This is a genomic window from Streptomyces sp. NPDC059002, assembly GCF_042740435.1.
Lineage (GTDB): Bacteria > Actinomycetota > Actinomycetes > Streptomycetales > Streptomycetaceae > Streptomyces.
Genome location: NZ_JBHYJI010000120.1, coordinates 1 through 7,625, shown reverse-complemented (window position 1 = coordinate 7,625; position 7,625 = coordinate 1). Strand labels below are relative to the sequence as shown.

General features: G+C 72.6%; 1 protein-coding gene. It reads right to left on the bottom strand.

What is annotated here, in order from left to right; genetic code table 11:
* Positions 1-7,625 (bottom strand): amino acid adenylation domain-containing protein (locus tag ACFWZ2_RS43065; protein ID WP_384555261.1); only part of this gene is annotated, 7,625 nt, incomplete at both ends.

The following is a 7,625-nucleotide window of genomic DNA, read 5'->3' as shown; positions in this document are numbered from 1 at the left end:
CGAAGACACAGCAACCCACCACCGTCTCCGTCGGACCGTACTCATTGACGACCACCGAGCCCGGCGCACGCCCCAACCAGTCACGCACCACACCGCCCGACAGCGCCTCACCACCCACAACCCACGTACGCGCCGCAGACCCCGCCTGCTCCCGAGACAGCAACTCCGCCAGAAGGGGCAAGTGCGCGGGAACAGCCTTCACCAGACCGAACCCCGACGAGGACTGGACCAGCTCGGCCAACCCCTCAGCCCCACCCACCCCGCTCGTCACCACAGCGGAGCCCGAGACGAGCGGGACCAGGACGCTGGTCACCGTCAGGTCGAACGCGAGCGACGAGTGCAGCGGAGCACCCCCGCCCGTGTCCTTCATGCCATACGCGTCCGCAGCCCACGCCACATAGTTCGCCAGACCACCGTGAGTGACAGCCACACCCTTCGGCCGACCCGTCGAACCCGACGTATAGATCACATACGCGAGTGAGTTCGGATTGACCGCGACTTCGGGGGACTCAGCGGACGCCGCCGCCAGCTGCGTCTCCACCAGCGCGCTGTCCAGCGCCACAAACCGGTTCCGACCCGCCGGAAGATCATCCAAGATCTCCTCGGTCGTCAACGTCAACACCGCACCACTGTCCGCCAGCATGAACCCGATCCGCTCCGCCGGATACTCCGGATCAACCGGCAGATACCCCGCCCCCGCCTTCCACACCGCCACCACCGCCACCACCATCTCGACCCCCCGCGGCAAGCACACACCCACCAACGACTCCGCACCCACCCCCTGACCGATCAGATAGCGAGCCAGCCGATTCGCCCGCGCATCCAACTCCACGAACGAAACCGACTCCGCCTCCCCGACAACCGCCACCGCATCCGGAGCCCGACCCACCTGCGCCGCGAACAGCCCCGGCACCAGCACAGACCCAAGGTCGACCTCAGTGGCATTCCACTCCTCCAGCACCCGACGCCGCTCGTCCTCACCCAGCACCTCAAGCGAACTCAGCCGGACCTGCGGATCGGCGACCAGCAGCCCGAGCACGCGCACCAGGCGCTCGCCCAGCCCCTCAACCGTCTCCCGGTCGAACAGGTCCGCCGCGGCCGTGACGGAGCCGCGGAGGCCCGCTGGGGCACCGTCGGCGTCGAACATCTCGCCGAGGCCGACCTCCAGGTCGAACTTGGCCATCGACGTCCCGGCCGACATCCCGCCCGCCCGCACGCCCGGCAGGTCGAGTACCGCCTCGGCGTTGTTCTGAAGGTCGAGCTGGACCTGGAACAACGGATGCCGGGCCATCGACCGGCTCGGCGCCAACTCCTCCACCAACCGCTCGAACGGCACCTCCTGATGCGCCAGCGCCGACAGACTCGACTCCCGAACCCGCCCCAGAACCTCCCGGAACGACGGATCACCCGACAGGTCCGTGCGCACCACCAGCGTGTTGACGAAGAAACCGACCAGCTCATCCAACGCCTCATCCGTACGCCCGGCATTCGCCGAACCGATCGGGATGTCCGTCCCCGCACCCAGCCGCGACAGCAACACGGCCAAAGCAGCCTGCAGGACCATGAACGTGGTCACGCCCTCGGCTCGGGCCACCTTCACCAGCTGTGCGTGCACCTCGGCCTGGATCTCCAGGGGTACGGCGTGGCCCTCGTGGGAGGCGACGGCGGGCCGCGTCCGGTCAACGGGGAGCGGCAGCTCCTCCGGTGATCCGGCCAGTGCCTCGCGCCAATACGCCATCTGCCGCGCGATCACACTCTCCGGGTCACCCTCGTCACCCAGCAACTCCCGCTGCCACAACGCATAGTCCACGTACTGCACGGGCAGCGGCTCCCACTGGGGCACCAGGCCGGCGCTGCGCGTCGCGTAGGCGGTGGACAGGTCGTCGGCCATGGGGGCCCACGACCAGCCGTCGCCCGCGATGTGGTGGACCACCACGAGCAGCACCCGTTCCTCGGCATCCGCCTCGAACAGCCAGGCCCGTATGGGGACTTCGGTCTCCAGGTCGAACTCGTGCTCCGACGCCTCCTTGACCGCGTCGGCGAGGGCGGCCCGGCTGACCGGGGTCACCGCGAGCTCCCACGCCACCTCGTCGAGGGGCAGGATGTGCTGGTAGGGCTGGCCGTCGGCCGTCGGGTACACCGTGCGGAGCACCTCGTGCCGTCCGATCACGTCCCGCAGCGCCAGCCCCAGAGCCCGCCCGTCGACGTCGCCCGCCATGCGCAGGGCCACCGGGATGTTGTAGGTCGCGCTCGGGCCCTCCAGCTGGCGGATGAACCACAACCGTCGCTGGGCGAAGGACAGGGGTACCCGCTCCGGGCGCTCGCCGGCCGTCAGCGCGAGCCGGGCCTCGCCGGCGCCGTCCAGCGCGGCCGCGAGTCCCGCGACGGTCGGGGCGTCGAACAGGACCCGGATGTCCAGGTCCACGCCGAGGACCGCCCTGACCCGGCTCGCCAGGCGCACCGCGAGGAGCGAGTGGCCGCCGATTGCGAAGAAGTCGTCGTCGACCTCCACCTTGTCCACGCCGAGGACCTGTGCGAAGACGCCGCAGAGCAGTTCCTCGCGCACGTTGGACGGGCCCCGTCCGGCTGCCGCCGCGCCCGCCGAGTAGTCCGGCGCGGGCAGGGCCTCGCGGTCGAGCTTGCGGTTGACCGTCAACGGCAGCGCGTCCAGGGGCACGACCGCCGACGGCACCATGTAGTCGGGCAGCCGCTCGGCCGCGAGGGCGAGCACGGAGGCCGTAGCGGAGGGCGACCACGAGGACGTGCCGTCGGCCGGGACCACGTACGCGACGAGGCGCTTGTCACCGGGGGTGTCCTCGCGGACGGTCACCGCGGCCTGGGCGATCGAGGGGTGTGTGGCCAGGACTGTGCCGATCTCGCCGGGTTCGATCCGGAAGCCGCGGATCTTGACCTGGTCGTCGGTTCGGCCGGCGAAGACCAGCCGGCCGTCGGCCGTCCACTTGGCCCGGTCGCCGGTGCGGTAGAGCCGCGAGCCGTCCCCGGCGAGGTGGTTGGCGACGAACCGCTCGGCCGTCAGGTCGGGCCGGCCCAGGTAGCCGCGGGCCAGGCCGGCGCCGGTGACGTACATCTCCCCCGCGACGCCGACGGGGACGGGCGCCAGGTACGCGTCGAGGACGTACACCTCGGTGTTGAGCACCGGGGTGCCGATGGCCACCTCAGCGGACTCGGGCTCGCACCGCCACAGGGTGGCGTCGACGGTGGTCTCTGTGGGTCCGTACGAATTGAAGAGGCCGCGGCCGCGCGCCCAGCGGGCCATCACGTCCGGTGGGCAGGCCTCGCCCGCGACGACGAGGACGGTGTCCGGGTCGATGGAGCCCTCGTCGAGGGTGGCGAGGACGGCGGGCGGCAGGGTGGCGTGGGTGACGCGCTGCTCGGTCAGGAACGCCGGCAGTGCCTCGCCGAGGCGCCGCTCCTGCGGGATCACCACGAGGGTCGCACCCGACAGGAGGGCCATGAACCACTCCCAGCCGAAGGTGTCGAAGCTCGCGGACGCGAACTGGGCGACCCGGCAGCCGGGGCCGACGCCGAGGTAGCGGACGTGGCCCGCGACCAGGCTGGCGACACCGGCGTGCGAGATGAGGACGCCCTTGGCGCGGCCGGTCGAACCCGAGGTGTAGATGACGTACGCGGGGTGGGTCACGGCGAGATCGACGCGCGGCGCGGTGGCCGCCCGGCCCCCTCCGTCGGTGTCGTCCAGGAGCAGCACCTCGACGGCCGCGTCCGGGACCTTGCCCGCCGTCCGGGCCGACGCGAGGACCAGGGCCGGGGCCGCGTCGCCGAGCATGTACGCGATCCGGTCGGCCGGGTACTCCGGGTCGATCGGCAGGTACGCGCCCCCGGCCTTCAGCACGCCGAGGAGCGCCACCATCAGGTCGGCGCCGCGCTCCAGGCACACCGCGACCACGGACTCGGGGCGCACGACCCGGTGCAGCAGGCTGTGGGCCAGCTGGTTCGCGCGGGCGTCGAGTTCGGCGTACGACAGCGTCTGTCCGTCCGCGACGACCGCCGCCGCGTCCGGTGTCCGCGCCACCTGGGCCGCGAACAGCGCCGGTACCGTGGCGGGCGAGACCTCCGCCGCCGTGTCGTTCCACTCCACTAGCAGGCGGTGGCGCTCGGCGTCGCCGAGCACCCGGACGGCGCTGAGGCGGGTGTCCGGTGCGGCGGTCAGCGCGTCGAGGACCTGCCCCAGGCAGGCGACGAGCCGTTCGGCGGTGGCCGGTTCGAACAGGTCGGCCGCGGCGGTGGCGAAGCCGCGCACCCCGGCCGGGTGCCCGTTCCCGTCGAATGCCTCGCCCACGATGACGTCCAGGTCGAACTTGGCCTTGGCGGGCCCGGTCGTCAGGGACTCGGCCCGCAGGCCGGGCAGGTCGAGGACAGCCTCGGAGGTGTTCTGCAGGGTCAGCATGACCTGGAACAGGGCGTGGCGGGCCATGGACCGGCTCGGGGCGAGTTCCTCGACGAGGCGCTCGAAGGGCACGTCCTGGTGGGCGAAGGCCGACAGGCTGTTCTCCCGTACACGTCCGAGGACTTCGCGGAACGTCGGGTCGCCGGACAGGTCCGTGCGCAGCACCAGCGTGTTGACGAAGGAGCCGACCAGGTCGTCCAGGGCCTCGTCGGTGCGTCCGGCGTTGGGCGAGCCGATCGGTATGTCGGTCCCGGCGCCCAGGCGCGCGAGGAGCATGGCCAGCGCGGCCTGGAGCACCATGAACACGGTGACGCCCTCGGCGCGCGCCACGTCCGCGATCCGCGCGTGCACCTGTGCGGGTATGTCGACCGGAACGCTGTTTCCGCGGTGGGAGGCCACGGCCGGGCGCGTGTGGTCGAAGGGCAGCTCCAGCTCCTCAGGTGAGCCGTCCAGTGCGTCGCGCCAGTAGGCGACCTGGCGTGCCATCACACCCTCGGGGTCGCGCTCGTCGCCGAGCAGCTCGCGCTGCCACAGCGCGTAGTCGGCGTACTGGACCGGCAGCGGCTCCCAGTCGGGGGCTCGGCCCTCGCGGCGGGCCGCGTAGGCGACGGACACGTCCCGGGCGAGCGGGCCCGTGGACCAGCCGTCGGTGGCGATGTGGTGGACGACGACGACGAGGACGTGCTCCTCGGGTGCCAGCTCGAAGAGCCAGGCGCGGATGGGTACTTCGGAGGCGAGGTCGAAGACGTGCTCCGCCGCTCCGGCGACCGCGGCGGCCAGGCCGTCCCGGCCCACCCGCTCCACCGTGGGTTCCCACACCAGGTCGTCCAGGTCGACGATGCGCTGGTACGGCTCGCCGTCGGCGGCCGGGAACAGCGTGCGCAGCACCTCGTGCCGCCCGATCACGTCGCGCAGGGCGGTGATCAGCGCCGCGCGGTCCAGCGCGCCGGACAGCCGCAGCCCCATCGGGATGTTGTAGGTGGAGCTGGGGCCCTCCAGCTGGCCAATGAACCACAGGCGGCGCTGGGCGAAGGACAGCGTGGTCCGGGCGGGCCGCTCCATCCGCGTCAGAACGGTCTGGGCCGTACCGGCATCGGTGAGCCGGGCCGCGAGCGCAGCGACGGTCGGCGCCTCGAACAGGGTGCGCAACGGCACCTCCACGCCGAGCACGGTGCGGACCCGGCTGATGAGCCGGACCGCGAGCAGGGAGTGGCCGCCGTACGCGAAGAAGTCGTCGTCGACGCCGATCGAGGGCACGCCGAGGACCTGCGCGAACACCCCGCAGAGGATTTCCTCCTGCGGGGTGGCCGGGCCCCGGGCCCCTACCGCGCCGTCCCCGTGGGCCGGGGCGGGCAGGGCCCTGCGGTCGAGCTTGCCGTTGGCCGTCAGGGGCAGCTCGTGCAGGACGACGACGGCCGCCGGGACCATGTGGTCGGGCAGCCGGTCGGCCGCGAACGCGACGACTGCTGCGGCCAGTTCGGCGGTGTCCCCGGCCGGCACGACGTAGGCGACCAGCCGCTTGTCGCCGGGAGAGTCCTCCCGTACGACGACGGCGGCGCGGTCGACGCCGGGGTGGGCAGCCACGACGGACTGAATCTCGCCCAGCTCGATGCGGAAGCCGCGGACCTTGACCTGCTCGTCGACGCGGCCGAGGTATTCGAGCCGGCCGTCCGGGCTCCAGCGCACCAGGTCGCCGGTGCGGTAGAGCCGGTCGCCGGTGGTGGAGAACGGGTCGGCGACGAACCGTTCGCCGGTGAGCTCCGGACGCCCCAGATAACCGCGGGCCAGGCCGGCACCGGCGACGTACAGCTCACCGGCCACGCCCACCGGGACGGGCGCGAGGGCGCCGTCGAGGACGTACGTGCGCGTGTTCCCGATGGGCGTGCCGATCGGCACGTCCGTCACGCCCGGCTCGCAGCGCCACACGGTAGCGTCGACGGTGGTCTCGGTCGGGCCGTACGTGTTGTACATGGTCCTGCCGCGCGCCCACCGCTCGATCAGCTCGGGCGAGGACGCCTCGCCGCCGACCTCCAGGACGACGTCCGGGCCGATCGCCCCGTCCGCCAGGCCCGCGAGGACGGCGGGCGGCAGCGTCGCGTGCGTCACGGCCTGCTCGGCGAGGAACGCCGCGAGCTCCGTGCCCAGGCGACGGTGGGCGGGGACGACCACCAGGGTCGCGCCGCGGGTGAGCGCCAGCGACCACTCCAGGCAGAAGATGTCGAAGCTCGCCGAGGCGAACTGCGCCACCCGCGAACCCGGTCCGGCGCCGAAGCGGGCGAGGCCCGCGATGGTGTTGGCGAACCCGGAGTGGGTCAGGACGACACCCTTGGGGCGGCCGGTCGAGCCCGAGGTGTAGATGACGTACGCCGGGTGCTCCGGCCGGATCCTCGTGGCCGGGGCTGCCTCGGGCGGCAGCCCCGCCAGCGCGGCGGCGGTCGGCTCGGCGTCGAGGACGACCACGGTGGCGTCGGAGGCGGACACCGCCCCCGCGGTGTCCTGCGAGGCGACCACGACCACGGGGGCCGCGTCGCCGAGCATGTACGCGATGCGCTCCGCCGGGTAGTCCAGGTCGACGGGCAGATAGGCGCCACCCGCCTTCAGGACGCCGAGCACCGCCGTGACCAGCTCCGCCCCTCGCTCCAGGCACAGGGCCACGACGGACTCCGGTCCGACGCCCCGCTCGATGAGGTGCCGCGCCAGCCGGTTGGCGCAGGAGTCGAGTTCGCCGTATGTCACCTCGACGCCGTCCGCGACAACCGCGACCGCGTCCGGGGTACGGGCCGCGTGGGCCTCGAACAGGGCGACCGCGGTGGCGTCGGGGACCTCGGCGGCCGTGTCGTTCCAGGCGCCGAGCACCTGGCGCAGCCCCGCCTCGTCCAGGACCTGGACGGAGCTGAGCGGCACGTCCTGGCCGTGGTCGAGGGCCGATTCGAGCGCGGCCACCAGGTTGTGCGCGGCGGTGCGCATCAGGCCGCCGACCATGCGCGAGTCGACTGGGGCCACCGCGTCGACGGCCAGCTTGATGCCGTCGCCGTTGTCGTCTACGGAGAGCGCGAGCGGGAAGTTGTCGCGCTCCTCGGCGAACCGCAGCGTGATCCCCTCCAGCTCCCCGCGCGGCGTGGTGCCGTCGGACTGGTCGGTGTGGTGCCGGTAGTTGAATAGGGCAGTGAACAGCGGGGTGTCACCGGTGATGGCGCTG